14 protein-coding genes are annotated in these 16,974 nt (G+C 64.5%); 9 read left to right on the forward strand and 5 right to left on the reverse strand.

What is annotated here, in order from left to right; all coding sequences use genetic code 11:
* Positions 1-116 precede the first annotated feature (116 nt).
* Positions 117-1,541 carry a type I glutamate--ammonia ligase gene (gene glnA, locus B9Y86_RS11140; protein WP_055929015.1) on the reverse strand — a complete coding sequence of 475 codons (1,425 nt, stop codon included), beginning with the start codon at positions 1,539-1,541 and terminating at the stop codon, positions 117-119.
* 155 nt (positions 1,542-1,696) lie between these two features.
* Here glnA and B9Y86_RS11145 point away from each other — a divergent pair, with 155 nt between their 5' ends.
* On the forward strand, positions 1,697-2,125 hold the full coding sequence (locus B9Y86_RS11145; protein WP_244894730.1) for an RDD family protein: 429 nt from the start codon (positions 1,697-1,699) through the stop codon (positions 2,123-2,125).
* 6 nt (positions 2,126-2,131) lie between these two features.
* Here the strand turns inward: B9Y86_RS11145 and B9Y86_RS11150 are convergent, their stop codons facing one another.
* Positions 2,132-2,851 carry a DUF4191 domain-containing protein gene (locus B9Y86_RS11150; RefSeq protein ID WP_085485964.1) on the reverse strand — a complete coding sequence of 240 codons (720 nt, stop codon included), beginning with the start codon at positions 2,849-2,851 and terminating at the stop codon, positions 2,132-2,134.
* A gap of 149 nt (positions 2,852-3,000) precedes the next feature.
* Here B9Y86_RS11150 and B9Y86_RS11155 point away from each other — a divergent pair, with 149 nt between their 5' ends.
* The gene (locus tag B9Y86_RS11155) at positions 3,001-4,629 is read left to right on the forward strand and encodes a protein kinase domain-containing protein (RefSeq protein ID WP_176223341.1); all 1,629 of its coding nucleotides are present in this window, start codon (positions 3,001-3,003) and stop codon (positions 4,627-4,629) included.
* Here the strand turns inward: B9Y86_RS11155 and sucB are convergent.
* From sucB to B9Y86_RS11170, 3 genes are all read right to left on the reverse strand, one after another.
* Entirely contained in the window at positions 4,626-6,095 is a 1,470-nt protein-coding gene (gene sucB / locus B9Y86_RS11160; RefSeq protein WP_085485968.1) for a 2-oxoglutarate dehydrogenase, E2 component, dihydrolipoamide succinyltransferase, read from the reverse strand. The two genes, B9Y86_RS11155 and sucB, sit on opposite strands and share 4 nt — an antisense overlap.
* A gap of 73 nt (positions 6,096-6,168) precedes the next feature.
* A complete protein-coding gene (lpdA, locus tag B9Y86_RS11165; protein WP_085485970.1) occupies positions 6,169-7,542 on the reverse strand; it encodes a dihydrolipoyl dehydrogenase in 1,374 nt (457 codons plus the stop codon).
* A 108-nt stretch (positions 7,543-7,650) separates the two neighbouring features.
* Positions 7,651-9,168: a leucyl aminopeptidase gene (locus B9Y86_RS11170; protein ID WP_085485972.1), complete on the reverse strand. Its 1,518-nt coding sequence runs from the start codon at positions 9,166-9,168 to the stop codon at positions 7,651-7,653.
* Positions 9,169-9,252: 84 nt separating this feature from the next.
* Between B9Y86_RS11170 and B9Y86_RS11175 the strand changes: the two genes are divergently transcribed.
* From B9Y86_RS11175 to alr, 7 genes are all read left to right on the forward strand, one after another.
* A complete protein-coding gene (locus B9Y86_RS11175) occupies positions 9,253-10,188 on the forward strand; it encodes a proteasome assembly chaperone family protein (protein WP_085485974.1) in 936 nt (311 codons plus the stop codon).
* A 65-nt stretch (positions 10,189-10,253) separates the two neighbouring features.
* On the forward strand, positions 10,254-11,570 hold the full coding sequence (locus tag B9Y86_RS11180) for an MFS transporter (RefSeq protein WP_139824866.1): 1,317 nt from the start codon (positions 10,254-10,256) through the stop codon (positions 11,568-11,570).
* Between the two features lie 198 nt (positions 11,571-11,768).
* Complete coding sequence (locus B9Y86_RS11185; protein ID WP_085485976.1) at positions 11,769-13,109, forward strand: RNA polymerase sigma factor; 1,341 nt, start codon at positions 11,769-11,771, stop codon at positions 13,107-13,109.
* A 7-nt stretch (positions 13,110-13,116) separates the two neighbouring features.
* The gene (locus tag B9Y86_RS11190) at positions 13,117-14,397 is read left to right on the forward strand and encodes a MurT ligase domain-containing protein (protein ID WP_085485978.1); all 1,281 of its coding nucleotides are present in this window, start codon (positions 13,117-13,119) and stop codon (positions 14,395-14,397) included.
* The gene (locus B9Y86_RS11195) at positions 14,394-15,143 is read left to right on the forward strand and encodes a hypothetical protein (protein ID WP_176223342.1); all 750 of its coding nucleotides are present in this window, start codon (positions 14,394-14,396) and stop codon (positions 15,141-15,143) included. Before B9Y86_RS11190 ends, B9Y86_RS11195 begins: the two co-directional genes overlap by 4 nt.
* A gap of 2 nt (positions 15,144-15,145) precedes the next feature.
* A complete protein-coding gene (locus tag B9Y86_RS11200) occupies positions 15,146-15,892 on the forward strand; it encodes an alanine racemase C-terminal domain-containing protein (protein WP_085485982.1) in 747 nt (248 codons plus the stop codon).
* Positions 15,889-16,962, forward strand: coding sequence for an alanine racemase (gene alr / locus B9Y86_RS11205; protein ID WP_085485984.1), 1,074 nt, complete (start codon positions 15,889-15,891; stop codon positions 16,960-16,962). The genes B9Y86_RS11200 and alr overlap by 4 nt, the downstream gene beginning before the upstream one ends.
* Positions 16,963-16,974 lie beyond the last annotated feature (12 nt).

Raw genomic sequence — 16,974 nt, forward strand, 5'->3', positions numbered from 1 at the left:
CCGGGCAAAGCAAACGAGTCCGCAGGAGTGGCCCTTTCGGTCACGGATGACCGGGTCACTCCTGCGGACTCGTTGCAGATCGGATGGGGTCAGAAGCCCACGATCATGGTGTCTCGTTACACGCCGTAGTACAGCTCGAACTCGAACGGGTGCGGACGCTGCTGGAGCGGCTTGATCTCGTTCTCGCGCTTGTAGCTGATCCAGTTCTCGATCAGGTCGATCGTGAACACGTTGCCCTGCAGCAGGAACTCGTGGTCTGCCTCGAGCGCGTCGAGAGCCTCGCCGAGGGATGCCGGACCCTGGGGGATGAGCTTCGCCTCTTCGGGCGGAAGCTCGTAGAGGTCCTTGTCGACCGGTTCGTGCGGCTCGATGCGGTTCACGATTCCGTCGAGGCCAGCCATGAGCTGAGCCGCGAATGCCAGGTACGGGTTACCCGAGGCATCCGGCGTGCGGAACTCGATGCGCTTGGCCTTCGGGTTCGTGCCCGTGATCGGGATGCGGATCGACGCCGAGCGGTTACCGGCCGAGTAGACAAGGTTGACCGGGGCTTCGAAGCCGGGGACCAGGCGGTGATAGCTGTTGACCGACGGGTTCGTGAAGGCGTAGACGGCGGGGGCGTGAGCGAGGATTCCACCGATGTACCAGCGCGCGATGTCGCTGAGTCCGCCGTAGCCGGCCTCGTCGTAGAACAACGGCGCACCGTCGTTCCAGAGCGACTGGTGGGTGTGCATACCCGAGCCGTTGTCGCCGAAGAGCGGCTTGGGCATGAACGTGGCCGTCTTGCCCCAGCGCTCGGCGACGTTCTTGACGATGTACTTGAACTTCAGGATGTCGTCGGCCGCGTGCACCATTGTGTCGAACTTGTAGTTGATCTCACCCTGGCCAGCAGTGCCGACCTCGTGGTGGCCACGCTCGACCTCGAGCCCGGCAGCCATCAACTCGAGCACGATGTCGTCGCGCAGGTCGGCGTGCTTGTCGACCGGGCTGACGGGGAAGTAACCGCCCTTGTAAGGCGTCTTGTTGGCGAGGTTTCCGCCCTCTTCGGTGCGGCCGGAGTTCCAGGCTGCCTCGTCGGAGTCGACGGAATAGGAGCTCGAGTGCTGGTTCACTTCGTACTTCACATCGTCGAAGATGTAGAACTCGGCCTCGGGGGCGAAGAACGCGGTGTCGGCGATGCCGGTCGAGGCGAGGTACTTCTCGGCCTTCTTGGCCACCTGGCGCGGGTCACGGTGGTAGATCTCGCCGTTGCGCGGGTTGTAGATGTCGAAGATCATGATCAGCGTGCGGTTGACGCGGAACGGATCGATGTAGGCCGTCGACACGTCAGGGATGATCTGCATGTCCGACTCGTGGATCGACGCGAAACCGCGAATCGACGATCCGTCGAACATCTGCCCGACGGTGAAGAACGACTCGTCGACCGTCGATGCGGGGATGGTGATGTGCTGCTGGACACCGGGAAGATCGGTGAACCGAATATCAAGGAACTTTACGTCCGTGTCCTTGATGAACTTGAGCACCTCGGAAGAATCACTGAACATGTGAGAGACTCCAAATGGCTTGGTACAGAGGAACAGCTGCGAACGCAGCCGTCACGAGCCTACGGGGAAGCGGTTACCCAGCAGTGACGCATTTGTTTCGGGCATGTTACGGCTTGCCTCAAATGCCCTCATCGCAGCGGTCGTAAACTCGTCTGGTGCCAACTTCGCCCGCGTCCTCATCGTCCCAAGGGGCTCCGCCCAGCAACTGGCCGGGGGAGCGGATGGGCTTTCCTCGAACCGGCGTCGGATCCGTTGCCCGCAGCGGTCGTCGACTTGCTGCGATCTTCATCGACTTCGCCGCGTGCTACGTCGTCTATTTCGCGTTCTTCTTCGGCAGCGACTGGGCCAGCCTGGTCATCTTCGCCGTCGAGCAGGTCGTCTTGCTTTCGACTCTGGGGAGTGGTCTCGGCCACTTCATTCTCGGAATCCGCATCGTCAAGGTCGACGGCAGCTATGCGGGTGTCTGGCGTCCTGCACTTCGCACCGGCCTCTTGCTGCTTCTCATCCCCGCGTTGATCTGGGATTCGGATCAGCGCGGCCTGCACGACGTGTTCGCCGGCACGGTACTCGTTATGCGCCGCTGACGCGGGTCAACGGCCGCGCTGGGGACGAACCTTGAAGGGGTCGACGCCCTTCGGAATCGGCATCCCTGTGGAACCGAGGGACGTGAGTCGATTGCTCACGGCCATGACCTCGGCTTTGTTCAGAGCGGGCTTGACCTTGGCCATACGGCTGGCGACCTTGTGCAGGGGAACCGCCTCAGGGTCATGGGAATCGACGTACAGGAAAGTGACCGGCACGTTGGGGAGAACACGCAGCACCTTGCGACGCTCTTCTTCGAGCATCCGCGTCGTGCGCGTCTTCGAGCCTTCGCTGATCAGCACGACGCCACCGCGACCGACGGCGCGGTAGACCGCATCCTGAGTCTTGCCGTTCACAGCGACCGGCATCTCGCTGCCTCGCCAACTGCGCTTGAGGCTCGACCGGAGAACAGCGCCTACTGCGCCGGGCTGGCCGGCGATCTGGCCGTAGGCCGCACGCTCCGCACGGCGACCGAGAATGATCAGCGCAACCAGGAAGCCCGCGAGAACCCCTGCGATGATCCACATGGCCATTGCGAAGCCGTTGCCATCAGACAGCAGGAGGGCGACAACGAGGCCGGCTGCGATGGGAAGGAGGAACCCGAGAGCCATGATCCAGACGACGTTCTTGTCGTAGCGGCGGGTCATGTTGAAGACCTGCCACATCTGCTTGATGCGACCCGGTTCTTTGGGGGCCTTCGGGGTGGATTTCTCAGACTTGCGTGCCATGCGTCAAGGATACCGAGTCGAATTCGTTCATGCCGACCAGTTCGCTCACGGCAGCCTCACCGCTCCTGCACAAATGCATCGGGCTCCGAGAACTGCACAGATGGCGCTGTTCGTTCATGGCGCCCTACTCGTCGACTCACAATCGGTGTATGACCCGCCGCCACCGAACGACTCACCATGGACCGCAGGCCGCACCTGCAGAAAGTGCTCTGGACGCGTCGAGGCTCGACGATGTCGCGGGCCACAAGATCGTGCGACGCCTTGCTGTGGGAACCAGGGCGACGCTCCTGCTGGCTCATGCGTCAGCTAATGGAGAGAGCCATGGCCCCAGTTCTCGAGTATTGAAAGTCTTCCGCGCCGATACATCCGCTGCCTCCATCGACGTGGAACTCGCAGCCCTGACTGCTGTCGCGGCACCTCATGTCGTTCGCCTTCTCGACGTGGCCAGCATCAACGAGGGGGCAGCCCCGTGCTTCGTCTTGGAGAGACTTCCTGGCCCGTCCCTCTCCTCATACCTGGGGCGGACGAGTTCGCTGAGTGCAGGCCAAGCGGTCACTGTGCTCGCGCCTCTGTGCTCGGCGCTCCAGGCTCTTCACAACGCAGGCGTCACCCACGGCGCGCTCCATCTGCGCCGGATAGTCTTCGACCATCGCGGATCGCCGACTCTCACAGGCTTCGGCCGCGGAGCGCTCCGTCAGTCGCCGAAAGCCCTCCACTCGGCAGCGTGGCCTGGCGCCCAGGGGCGAAACAGCGATCCGACTCAATCGAGAGAGACGCTGTGGCGAGACGCCGTCGTCGCGGATCATCACGGTCTGCTCGAGGTCGTCGATGAGGTCCTGAGCCGCATCGACGGCGAACGGATGCCGACAGGCTTCGACCTGGCGCGATTGTCGCGGGCGATCACCGAAGCACCGAGTAGAGAGTTCTTGCCCCAGCTTGAACGGGCCCTCTTCGCCATCGCCCCGGCGCAGGTCGTGTCCCTCGCTGCAGCGGGCTCGGAGCCCGAATCGAAGACTCAAATGCGCCTCGACGTGGCGACGTATGAGCCCGCTGCTGCCCGAGCAGCGAGCACCGAATACGACTGGTCACCATCGACGCCCGACCCCGCACCGGCCCAGAGCGAGAACCGTCTGGTCGCGGCATTGCGCGTTCTCGGAGTGTCGTCGACAGGCCTCGAGTTCGCCGCGTCGGTGATCGATATCGCAGCCCGCCTCTCGAAAAGACACCGCCCGCGGCCCGAGACCCCGATGGCAGAAGAAGACGCTGGAGCCGGCGGTGGTGGACGGAAACCCTGGCAACGTAAGCCACTGCTCGTCGCGGCCTCGTGCGCCGCGATCGCCACGACTGCGCTTCTGATGGTTCTTCCGTCACCGACCGACGGCGCTCAGGCTGGCGGGGAGAAGACCTCGACGACGCGTACTCCGGCGTCTGCCGCTCCGTCTGGCGACGCCGCCCCGCCTGCGCAGCCCGAAGCCGAGTCCGCAGCGGCACATGACGATCCCGTCGTAGCGCTCCAGGTCTTGTCGCGGGTCACCGACGCGTGTGCTGCTGCCGCCGAGCCCGAGGGCTGTCTGACAACGGTGTTTCAGGAGGACTACTTGGAGTCGCAGCCGGTCGACGATCCATTGCCTGTGATCGAGGCCGACGATGCCGTCATGACCGGCTCATGGGGCGGGTCAGCTCTCGTCGCAGCACGGTTAAACGGCCAACCGGCCTCATTCCTTCTGCTGAAGGGCGAGGCCGGCTGGCGAGTTCGAGATGTCTTTACGAGCGATTAGTAGCCCAGGTTGCCCTCGAACGCGCCCTCTTCGAGGCGGTTCTTCACGGCTACGAGGAATCGGGCCGCGTCGGCCCCATCGACGATGCGGTGGTCGTAGCTCAGAGCCAGGTAGACCGTCGAACGGATGGCGATGGCTTCGCCCTCGCTCGTCTTGACCACAAGAGGCTTGCGCGACACGATACCGGTGCCGAGAATCGCGACCTGCGGAAGGAAGACCACGGGAGTGTCGAAGAGCGCACCGCGCGAACCCGTGTTCGTGAGTGTGAACGTGCCGCCGGCCAGCTCATCGGGCTTGAGCTTGTTGTCGCGCGTACGCGTCGCCAGGTCGGCGATCTCGCGCGCGAACCCCGCGAGGTCGAGTTCGCCGGCGTTCTTGACGACGGGCGTCAGCAAGCCGCGCTCGGTGTCGACCGCGATGCTTACGTTCTCGTGATCGGGGTAGACGATGCTGTCGCCGTCGACCGTCGCGTTGATGATCGGGTACGCCTTGAGGGCCTCCGTCGCAGCGAGCGCGAAGAAGGGAAGGAAGCTCAGCTTGTTGCCGGTCTTCTCCTGGAACGTGGCCTTCACCTTGTCGCGCAGGGCGGCGACGCGGGTCACGTCGACCTCGACCACGCTGGTCAGCTGAGCCGTCGACTGCATCGACTCGACCGCGCGCTGCGCGACGACCTTGCGCAGACGCGACATCGGCTGAGTGGTGCCTCGAAGGTCGGAGACGGGGAGCGTCGTGGCCACGGCCGCCGGGGTTCCGGCGGATGCCTGCGCAGCCGGTGCTTTGGCTGCTTCTGCAGCGGCAACGACGTCTTCCTTGCGGATTCGTCCGCCCACGCCACTGCCCGTGATGGTCGAGAGGTCGATGCCGTTGTCGCCCGCGAGCTTGCGGACCAGGGGAGTGACATAGCCGGCGTTCGCTGCACGGAACGAGTCGTCAGATGCAGGCGTGGCGGCCGGAGTCGCCGCGGGAGCGGGCGAAGCGGCCGGGGCAGGCGCCGCAGCGGCAGGAGCCGGAGCGGGAGCCGTTGCGGCGGCCGGTGCTGGCGTAGCAGGTGCGGGCGTGGCTGCGGGCGCCGGCTCGGCGGCAGGAGCCGCCGGAGCTGCAGGCGCTTCCTCGGGCTCGGGAGCGGGTGCAGGAGCTTCAGCCTCGGTCTCGGCCTCGACGGACGGCTCCTCGGCGGGAATCTCTTCTGCCGCGGGCTCTGCAGGTGCCTCGGACGACGCAGCGGAACTGCCGTCTCCGATGCGCACGAGCGCCGTTCCGACCTCGACGGTCTCGTCCTCCTGAACCAGAATCTCCTCGATCACACCGGCAACGGGTGACGGGATCTCTGTGTCTACCTTGTCCGTTGACACTTCGAGCAGGGGTTCGTCGACCTCGACGCGGTCTCCCACACTCTTGAGCCAGCGGGTTACCGTTCCCTCTGTGACACTCTCACCGAGTGCTGGAAGGTTGACGGATTCGCTCATTAGCTTGTCTCCTTTAGAAACCGATCGTGGTTTTTAGCTTACTTGTATTGGGTATGTGGGTGACGCGGTCTGGCTAGAGCGCGTGCAGGGGCTTGCCTGCCAGAGCAAGGTGTGCCTCGCCCAGGGCTTCGTTCTGCGTGGGATGCGCGTGCACCAACTGCGCGACATCCTCCGGGTACGCTTCCCAGTTCACGATGAGCTGAGCCTCGCCGATGAGTTCACCGACGCGAGCACCGATCATGTGGATTCCGACGACAGGCCCGTCGGCGACGCGCACGACCTTGACCGAGCCGGTCGTGCCGATGATGTGGCTCTTGCCGTTGCCGCCAAGGCTGTAGTCATAGGACGTGACGCGATCCTGGCCATACTCGGCGATGGCTCGCGCCTCGGTCAGACCGACGGAGGCCACCTCCGGGTCTGAATAGGTGACCTTGGGGATGTTCACGTCGTCGACGATCTGCGGCGCCAGGCCTGCGATCTCCTCGGCGACGAAGATGCCGTGTTGGAATCCGCGATGTGCGAGCTGGAGTCCTGGAACGATGTCGCCCACCGCGTACAGACCGGGGATGTTGGTTTCGAGTCGCTCGTTCGTGATGACGAAGCCGCGATCGATCTCCACTCCGACCTCTTCGAACCCGAGGCCCTGGGTCGACGGACCGCGCCCAACGGCGACCAGGAGGAGTTCCGCCTCGATCTTCCGACCGTCTTCGAGCGTCACCACGATTCCGTCGTCGTTCTGGTCGACGGACTGGAATCGCGTGCCGAGCGAGAATTCGATCCCGCGCTTGCGGAACGCGCGCTCGAACTGCTTGCTGATCGACTCTTCTTCGTTGGGCACGAGATGGGGGAGAGCCTCGATGATCGTGACCTCCGACCCGAACGACCTCCACACGCTGGCGAATTCGACGCCGATCACACCGCCGCCGAGGATGGCGACCTTCTTGGGCACGAAGTCGAGCTCCAGCGCCTGCTCGCTCGTGATGACGCGCCCGCCGATCTCGAGGCCGGGCAGAGACCGTGCGTAGGACCCCGTCGCAAGGACGACGTTCTTGCCCTCGATGACGTCGTCGCCCACCTGCACCCGAGTGGGAGAGACCAGACGGCCCTCGCCCCGGATCACCGTGATCTTGCGAGCCTTGATGAGTCCCTCGAGGCCCTTGAACTTGCTCGAGACGATACCTTCGCGATAGGCGGTCACTCCGGCGATGTCTACACCGTCGAAGGTAGTCGAGATGCCGTACTTCGACGCTCCACGAGCGGCATCGGCGACCTCTGCAGAATGCAGAAGGGCCTTGGTGGGAATGCAGCCGCGGTGCAGGCAGGTGCCGCCGAGCTTGTCTTTTTCGATCAGTGCCACGGTGAGCCCCAGAAGGCTGGCTCGAAGGGCTGCCGCGTAGCCACCGCTTCCGCCGCCGAGAACGACCAGGTCGAAATTCTGTTCAGACACCCGCGGTGACTCCCTCGTGAGAATTCGTGCTCGCCCGCGCTCCACGGATGAGTGGAACGGGCTGTGCTGGCGTGTTTTTGCGCCCTGTCGAGCCTACTACGGCCGACTTCACTCGGTCCGCGCGGGTGCCGATGAGGCCGCCAGGGCGAGCAGTGTGCGCACAGTGACGCCAGTCGGTCCTTTTCCTGTGTACCCGTACAGCGAGTCCTTGTTCGTGCCCGCACCGGCGATATCGAGGTGCACCCACGGAATGCGCGCAGATCCGTCGGCCGAGGTGCCGATGAACTCGCTGAGGAAGACGGCGGCGATGAGCATGCCTCCCGCTGTGTTGCCGGGCTTGATATTCGCGATATCCGCGATGTCCGACGCCAGCATGGGCCGGAACTCCTCGCCCAGCGGCATATGCCAGAGCAGCTCGCCAGCCGATTCGGCCGTGCCGAGAACCTCTGCGACGAGCGGGGAGCTTCCCAGCGTGCCCACGTAGCGGTTGCCGAGCGCGACGCTCGCAGCGCCGGTCAGAGTCGCCACGTCGATGATCGCGTCGGGAAACTCCTCACTCGCCGCGACCAGACCGTCCGCCAGCACGAGACGGCCCTCGGCGTCGGTGTTCAACACCTCGACCGTCTTGCCACCCCGGATTCGAAGCACATCGCCCGGTCGGATCGCTGTGGCCGACGGCATGTTCTCCGCCAAGCAGAGCCAGGCGGTGACCCGTGTGGGCAGGGCGAGCCGCGCCGCGGCGAGAACGACCGACAGCACCGTGGCGGCACCGGCCATGTCGTACTTCATGCCGATCATCGAGGCGGCGGGCTTCAGAGAGAGACCGCCGGAATCGAAGGTGATGCCTTTTCCGACAAGGGCGATGTGCCGCGCGTCGGCCGCGTTCTCGGGGGAGTAGCTGACCTTCACCAGCCGAGGCGGCCGCGACGAGCCCTGCCCGACACCCAGAATTCCCCCGAAACCCTCGTCAGCCAGTCGCGACTCGTCCCAGACGGTTACCTCGACGCCGGGAATGCTGCCCAGTTCGGCTGCACGCTCGGCGAACGTCTGCGGGTAGAGATCGAGCGGCGACTCGTTCACGAGGTCGCGAACGAGGTGGATGGCGCGTCCCACCTCGGTCGCGTATGCGACGGTCTCGGGAGACACGGAGATCGGGGTGACGAGCGTGAACGACTCGGCAGGACGCGACTTCGCGGATCCGCCATCAGCACGATATTCGGTGTACTCATAGGCGCCGAGCAGGCATCCCTCGAGCACAGCCCGCGCTTGAGACTCGTCGTCGACGGGCAGCGACATGGCGATCGAGGAGACCCCGAGCATCCGTCGTGCGGCCGACCCCGCGGCGTATCGGAGGTCGTCGGCGCTCGGCGTGGCCGAGGCCAGTCCGACGAGGGCTATGGCTCGAGCGGCGATCCCTGCGGGAGCAGGCACGCGCACGAGGTCGTCTTTCGAGCCTGTTACGCCGAGCACCGAGAGATCGGCGAACGCCGGGTCGGTGCCGAGCAAGGATGCCGCCGAGCCGACGAGAACGGGCCCGTCGTCGGTGCGGGTCACGCCCAGTACGAGAACGTCGGCGGCGACATCGCCGGCGTCGGATGAGGAGATGGCAAGAGAGGCGAGAGTCATGGTTCAACCCTATGGCGCGGATGTTCGCTCTCGGCATGCCGCGCCAGCCCGGTCGCACCAGTCGCCGCGATTAGAGTTGAATTCATGACGGATTCGAGCGAGCTGTACGAGATCACCGGCGAGCTCGGCAATATTCCCGAAGGACTCGACCTGGTCGTGGCTCTTACCGGCTTCACCGATGCGGGCGGAGCGGTCGCGCAGGTCGGCGACTACATTCTCGAGAACCTCAGCAACCGCGTCATCGCCGAGTTCGACACCGATGCCCTCCTCGACTACCGCGCCCGTCGGCCCGTGATCTACTTCGACCAGGATCACCTGAGCGACTACCAGCCGCCCGTCCTGCGCCTCTATCTGATGCAAGACGAACTGAACCAGCCGTTCCTCTTTCTCAACGGATTCGAGCCCGATTTCCGGTGGGAGGGGTTCACGAAGTCCGTCATCGATCTCATCGGGATCCTGAAGATCAAGACCACGACATCGGTCCACGCGATTCCTATGCCCGTTCCGCACACTCGGCCCCTCCGGGTGACGGTGAGCGGCAATCGCCTCGAACTCATCGACGCCCTCTCGGTGTGGAAGCCGCACACCCAGGTGCCCGCCAACGCGATGCATCTGGTGGAGTTCCGTCTTCAGGAGCTGACCCACCCCGTCGCGGGTTTCGCACTCCTGATTCCGCACTATCTCGCCGACACCGAGTTCCCGCTCGCAGCGCTTGCCGGTCTCGAGAGCATCAGCGCAGCCACCGGACTGATCTTTCCCACCGACAAGCTCCGTGAAGAGGGGCGTGTCTTCCTCTCGAAGATCGACGAGCAGGTCGGCACCAACGGCGACCTCGAGAAGCTCGTCGGAACGCTCGAGGAGCGTCACGACGCTTACATGCAGGGCACACCTCTCAAGTCACCACTCACCGACGAAGACGGCGAGCTGCCGTCAGCAGACGAGATCGCGGAAGAGCTCGAGAAGTTCCTCGCCATCCGTCGCGCGGGCGACGATGATTCGGGTCCGTCGCTCGGCCTCTGATCTAGAGGCGGGGATCTCGCTCCGGGCGTCACATTCCGCCCGGATGGGGTCGTAACATGAAGCACGTGAATTCCCGACGCGCTTGGCTCGTTTTCGGCGTCGGCGTCTTCGCCTATATGACGGCGGTGATGCAGCGGACGACACTCGGCGTTGCCGGAGTCGATGCCGCGGCACGGTTCGACTCGTCGGCCGCCCTTCTGTCGACGCTGGCGGTCGTGCAGCTCATCGTCTACGCGGGGCTCCAGATCCCCGTCGGAATCCTGATCGACAGGGTGGGGCCGAAGTGGCTGATCTCGATCGGGTGCACGCTGATGGTCGCGGGTCAGCTCGTCCTGTCTTTCGCACCGGATATCCCGACAGCCGTCCTCGGTCGTGTGTTCGTCGGAGCGGGCGACGCGGCCGTCTTCATCTCGGTCATCCGGCTCGTCAATTCCTGGTTCGCCGGACCGATCGTGCCGCAACTCAGCCAGTGGGTCGGCAACATCGGGCAGCTCGGGCAGGTGCTCTCTGCTTTGCCCTTCGCTTGGGTTCTGCACACGTTCGGGTGGTCGCCCGCGTTCTCGGTCGCCGCTGCCGTGTCGTTCAGCGCTCTTGTGCTCTCGATCGTCTTTCTGAGCAATCGGCCCCCCGAAGCCCATGGCGACGCGCGCGTCGCCAGCATGCGCGAGGCGATCCGGATGCTGGGACCCACCTTGCGCAGGCCGGGAACCCAGTTGGGCTTCTGGTCGCATTTCGTGAGTCAGTCATCGGGAACGGTCTTCACGATTTTCTGGGGGTTCCCGTTCCTCGTCTCCGCTGTGGGACTCGACCGCGGTGCAGCCGCAGCCTTCCTCGTCGTCATCGTGATCTCCGGCATGGTGGCCGGACCGATCCTCGGAATCCTGAGCGCTCGGTTCCCGCTGCGACGGTCGAATCTCGTGCTGGGGATCACCGCAGCTCTGGGGTTCGTGTGGGCCGGCGTTCTCCTCTGGCCGGGCGTTCCTCCGATCTGGCTCATCGCGATTCTCACCGTGACCCTCGGTATCGGCGGCCCGGGCTCCCTGATCGGATTCGACTTTGCCCGGTCGTTCAACCCCGCCCGGTCTCTCGGCTCCGCCAACGGTGTCGTGAACGTAGGCGGATTCATGGCCAGCTTCGTCATGCTGTTCTTGATCGGGGTTATCCTCGATGTCCAGTACGACGCCGGCCTGAGCACGGCCCTCTACTCGATGGACGCCTTCAGACTGGCGTTCTCGATTCAATATGTAGTGATCGGCGGAGGTGTCCTTTTTCTTCTGCGCGCCCGCCGCCGCACGCGACGACGGCTTCAGGAGGACGAGGGAATATCTGTGGCCCCCTTATGGGTTGCACTGGTAGGAAGGTGGAAGCGCCGACGCCCATAGGCGGAAGGTCAGCTCTGCAATCCGTGCAATAATTGAGAATCGAGACCCGTTCTTGTGCAGGGTGTCTGGTGATCCAGACACGAAAATCCAGCACTTGACATGGGTCTTAGTAATGTCAGAAAACAACTCCAGCCTCCAATTGGCATCGGCTCGTGAGAGTCGAATCCACCCGGTGAGACCGGCGTGAAAGGTGATCGTATGGCCACCCGCAAATCAACCACAACACTCGAACCCGTCGCTGACGAGCCTGCTGCAGCAGCAGCAAAGCCGGTGACGAAGGCCGCCGCCGCAAAGGCCGCTGCCGCCAAGACCACCGCGACGAAGGCTCCCGCAGCCAAAGCGGCGAAGGCTCCGACGAAGGCAGCCGCAGCGAAGACTGCTGCCGCTGCGAAGAAGGCCAAGTCCGCGGCAGAAGCCGACGGTCCCGGCGCCGACGATGACGACGCCGAAGCAGGCGCTGTAGTCGAGGTCGTCGTCGACGAAGACGAGACCACGACCGACGACGAGTCCGACGACGGATCGCCCAAGCCCGCGGCGGAGATCGTTCTGCCCGCCGGAGCGTTGGTCATCTCCGATGCCGACGACGACAGCGATGTTCCGGTCTACTCGACCGCGATCACCGGCGCAACCGCCGACCCGGTCAAGGACTACCTGAAGCAGATCGGCAAGGTCGCGCTTCTGAACGCGGCCGAAGAAGTCGAACTCGCCATGCGCATCGAGGCGGGACTCTTCGCCGAAGACACCATGTCGACGATGAGCGAAGCCGAGAAGAAGTCGGCCTACGGTCGTGAACTGCAGTGGGTCGCCCGCGACGGTGCTCGCGCCAAGAGCCACCTGCTCGGCGCCAACCTGCGTCTCGTCGTCAGCCTGGCAAAGCGCTACACGGGTCGCGGAATGCAGTTCCTCGACCTCATCCAGGAGGGAAACCTGGGCCTCATCCGTGCAGTCGAGAAGTTCGACTACACGAAGGGCTTCAAGTTCTCGACCTACGCGACCTGGTGGATCAGACAGGCGATCACCCGGGCCATGGCCGACCAGGCTCGCACGATCCGCATCCCCGTGCACATGGTCGAGGTCATCAACAAGCTCGCCCGCGTGCAGCGCCAGATGCTCCAGGATCTGGGACGCGAGCCTACGCCCGAAGAACTGTCGCGTGAACTCGACATGACCCCTGAGAAGGTCGTCGAGGTGCAGAAATACGGCCGCGAGCCCATCTCGCTGCACACTCCTCTGGGTGAAGACGGCGACAGCGAGTTCGGCGATCTGATCGAAGACACCGAGGCGGTCGTTCCGGCCGACGCGGTGGGCTTCACGATGCTGCAGAAGCAGCTCGAGTCGCTGCTCGATTCTCTCTCCGAGCGCGAAGCGGGCGTCATCCGCATGCGGTTCGGCCTCGGCGACGGAATGCCGAAGACGCTCGACCAGATCGGTGACACCTTCGGCGTCACCCGTGAGCGCATCCGGCAAATCGAGTCGAAGACGATGGCGAAACTCCGTCACCCGTCGCGTTCGCAGTCTCTGCGCGACTACCTCGAGTAGGCCGCTGATGCGTTATATCGCGCCCGTTATCGTCGGTCGCGCGGTCCGGGCTGTCACCCGGGCCCGCGGCGGCGGATCGGCGCTGCCCGGCTACATCGTCAACAAGATGGCGCCGGGGTTCATCAAGAATGTGGTCGCCCAGTTCGAGTACGGCATCGTCTTTGTTCTCGGATCCAATGGCAAGTCGACGACCACCCACATGCTCACCGAGGTTCTCCGTGGGCACGGCCTGACGGTGTTCACGAACCCGTCCGGGGCGAACCTGCCACAGGGCATCTCGTCGGCGCTGTTGTCTGAAGTGGGCGTCACCGGAAAGTTGAAAGCAGACATCGGCATCCTCGAAGTCGATGAGGCATTCGCGCTCGAGTTATCGAAGACCCTGTTGCCATCGACCATTCTGATGCTCAATGTGCAGGTCGACCAGCTCTATCGGTTCTTCGAGACAGAGGTCGTCGCCGACATGATGCTCGACACGGCAGCGGTGGCGACACAGCACGTCATCAGCAATCGTGACGACGCCTATCTGTCGAAGATCGGCGAGATCCTGTCGAAGAAGGGTGCGGTCGTTCCTGACGTCACGTACTTCGGGGCGGCTCCGAAGCTCGTCGCCGACTCGGCGCACGGCCTCTTCAACGCGGCCAATCACCGCGAAGAAGCCTCGACTGCACCCATCGATGCACTCGCCGAACTCGAGTCGTGGGACAGCACCGGGGCCCGCATCCGAGTCGGGGGAGCGTTGGCCGACATCGCACTTCCTGCAAAGGGACTGCACTACGGCATCGATGCTGCAGCGGCGCTCGCTACCGCCGCACAGGTGCTCGGCACCGAATTCGACCTCGCGAAAGCATCGGCAGCGTTCTCGTCGATGACACCGGCCTATGGGCGCGGCGAGCTGCTCGACTTCGGAAACGAGAAGGTGGAGTTCGTGATGTTCAAAAACGCCGCGAGCCTCCAACTCAACCTCGACGCGCTTCCCGCAGCGCCCGAGCAGGTCATGGTCGCCATCGACGAGGGAACTCCCGACGTCTCCTGGCTCTACGACATCGATTTTGCGCAGCTCGACCACGTCGACGTGCTCACGGGTGCGAAAGCCTGGCAGTTCGCACTCCGACTCGAGCACGAGGGGATTCCGGTCGGAACGATCGAACCCGACCTCAAGAAGGCCATCGAACTGATGCGTGCCCTCCCTGCACCCGCGACGGGTCACAAGACGTGGGTCGTCAACTACGAGCAGATGATGCTCGCGAGAAAGATCATCGGTTACGGCGACATGGAGGTCTCGTTTTGAGTTCGTCATCCGCACACTCGGTCTCGATTCTGGAGCTGTACCCCGAACACCTCGAGGCAAGCGGTGAGCGTGGCAATGTCACAGCGCTGCGGGCGCGTCTCGAACGCGCGGGCCACCGGGTCGACGTCGTGCAGCACACCATCGGTCGACGCCTTCCGAAAGACTCCGACATCGTCGTGATCGGAAACGGTCCTGTCTCGGCTGTTCGTTCCGTCTACGCCGATCTCATGGAGAATGCAGCCGCTCTGCGTTCACTGGCAGACGACGGGGTTCCGTTCTTCGCTGTCGGCGCCGGGGCCGAACTTCTCGGCGGCGGCATCACACTTACCGATGGCACCGCCCTCACCGGGGTTGGGATCTTCCCGTTCTCGGCTCGACGCGGGGTGCCACGACAGGTCGGATACATCGTCGTCGAATCCGCGCACGGAACCGTCGTGGGCTTCGAAGACAACGCCTCGGAGTGGAACCTCGATTCGGGTGCCGTGCCCCTCGGTGTCGTCACCTCCGGTGGCGGCAATGGCAACGGTCGCGAGGGCGTCATCGCGGGCTCGTCCATCGCGACCCAGACGAAGGGGCCGGTTCTGCCGTTGAACCCTTCGCTCAGCGACGCCGTCATCCGGGCCGCGTTGGAACGCCGCGATGTCGCGTATGCGCCGTCGACAGCACACGCCGAGCTCGATCGTCTGGCCGCCAAGTCACGAGAAGTGATCGTTGCGAACGTCAAGAGCGTCTTCACCACGATCTAGTGATGTCGCCAGCACTCACGAGTCCTCCGCCGCGCCGCGCCATGATCGATCTCGAGATCGTGCGCAGCAACGCCCGCATCCTGATCGCTGACGCCTCACCCAACAGAATCGTCGTCGATCTTCGCGGCGACGCCTACGGCCACGGGGCAGCGGCTGTCGCGGCGTCCCTCGGCGCAGAGGCGGTCGATGCTTTTCTGGTGTCTCACGACGAGGCCGCACACGCCATTCGTGCGTCAGGCGTCTCGATTCCCGCCATCCAGAGCTTTCAGGCAGACCTCGCCGACGCAAGCCTCATCGGGCCAGAGATCTTCGGACTCGACACAGCGTCGGTTCCGGATCCCCGCGGTCTCGGTCTGCTGCCCGCTATGACTCTCTCCGCCCGCGTGCTCTCGACCAAGAAGGTCGGCGCCGACGAGGGCGTCTCCTACGGCTACGTGTACCGCACACAAACTGCGACCAGGCTCGCCATGGTGTGCCTCGGCTACAGCGACGGCATCGACCGACACGCCTGCAATGGAGCCCGAGCGTGGTTCGCCGGCTCCACCCACCCTGTCGCCGGACGGGTTGCCATGGACGTCTTCATGCTCGACGTCGGTGACGATCCGGTCTCGCCGGGCGACGAGGTCGTGCTCTTCGGAGACGAAGCGAAGGGGTATCCGTCTCCGGTCGCGTGGGCCGCGAGCGTGGGAAAGTCCGCGGCGGAGGTCACGGCGTCGCTGGGCGACAGAATCGTTCGGAGTTACGTATGACGATCTCACGAGGCGAGCTTCTCATCGATCTCGAGGCGCTGCGCCACAACCTCGATGTGCTGACAGCGCAGGTGGCGCCGTCTCAGGTGATGGTCGTGGTGAAGAACGACGCCTATGGGCACGGACTGGTCGATGTGACGAAAGCTGCCGTCGAATCGGGAATCTGCTGGATCGGTGCTCTCGACGTGCCCACTTCGCTGTCACTGCGCGAGGCCGGCATCTCGTCGCCCACGCGGATCTTCGCATGGCTGCTCGACCCCGCCGAAGACCTCGAGCCCGCGATCTCGGCATCGATCGACCTGGGTATTTCGACCGTCGAGCAGCTGAACACCATCGCTGCTTCGTCGGCTGCGACCCCCGCTCGAGTTCACCTCAAGATCGACACAGGGCTGCACCGCAACGGCGCGACACCGGAAGACTGGCCTGAACTCGTGGCCCGTGCGCGGGCCTTGGAGGATCAGGGCACCCTCGAGATCGTCGCTGTGTGGACCCACATCGCGGAGGCCGACGACCACGAGGACTCGCTCTCGATCGCCCGCTTCGAAGAGGCCGTGGCCGTGGCTCATGATCTGGGCGTGCCGTCGCCTCTGCGACACCTGGCGGCCAGCGCTGCCGGCTTCGCCCGATCCGACGCACGGTTCGACCTTGTACGCTTCGGCGCGTTCGTCTACGGACTGCCGCCCGGCGACGGGCCCAGCGCCGAGAGCATGGGTCTGCGTCAGGTGATGACGCTCAGCGCGCCCGTCTCGGTCGTCGAGACGCTTCCGGATGGCCGCCGCCGGGCATCCATCGACCTCGGCTTCGCCGATGGTCTCTCGACCCTGGCGCCCGGGCGCATCGGCGTCGCCGTTCACGGCCGACGGCATCCGCTCATCGACCCGCTGGAGGTCGACAGGGCCTGGTTCGACCTTGCCGACGATAACGAGGTCGCCGTCGGCGATCTGGTGACTGTGTGGGGCGATGGCAGCGCGGGGGAGCCGACCCTTCAGGAGTGGGGCGACGCCACCGGAACGATGTCTGAGGAACTGGTCGTGCGGCTGAGCCCACGCATTCCTCGACGCGTCATCTGAGCAGGGTCGCTG

It is taken from the genome of Agreia pratensis (assembly GCF_900177685.1).
GTDB lineage: Bacteria > Actinomycetota > Actinomycetes > Actinomycetales > Microbacteriaceae > Agreia > Agreia pratensis.